1 protein-coding gene is annotated in these 504 nt (G+C 34.1%); it reads left to right on the top strand.

Going from position 1 to position 504, the window contains the following annotated elements; genetic code table 11:
• Positions 1-105: 105 nt before the first annotated feature.
• Positions 106-504: serine hydrolase (locus tag AC1DTM_RS31430; RefSeq protein WP_477001814.1), on the top strand; the 399-nt coding region annotated here is incomplete at its 3' end.

Raw genomic sequence — 504 nt, 5'->3', positions numbered from 1 at the left:
TTCTTAGATAGTCTATTATGTGTACGTATAAAAACAGGTGTTCAAATAGGATACAGTGTATTGAATTTACTACTTGTTTTCAGTATTGAAAATTTGAAAGGAATGATGATTTTGAAAAACAAGAGGATGCTAAAAATAGGTATATGCGTTGGTATATTAGGTTTAAGTCTTACAAGTCTAGAAGCTTTTACAGGAGGGGCATTGCAAGTTGAAGCGAAAGAAAAGACCGGACCAGTTAAACATAAAAATCATGCGACGTATAAAGAATTCTCTCAACTTGAGAAAAAATTTGATGCTCGATTAGGTGTGTATGCTATTGATACTGGTACAAATCGAACAATTGCTTATCGACCTAACGAAAGATTTGCCTTTGCATCAACCTACAAGGCATTAGCGGCAGGAGTATTGCTACAGCAAAACTCAATTGAGAAATTAAATGAAGTTATCACTTATACGAAAGACGACTTAGTGGAATATTCACCTGTTACTGAGAAACATGTAGAT

The organism is Bacillus sp. P4_D3, from assembly GCF_056401855.1.
The sequence above is the reverse complement of the archived record's forward strand: the minus strand, read 5'-3'. Positions and strand labels throughout refer to the sequence as shown.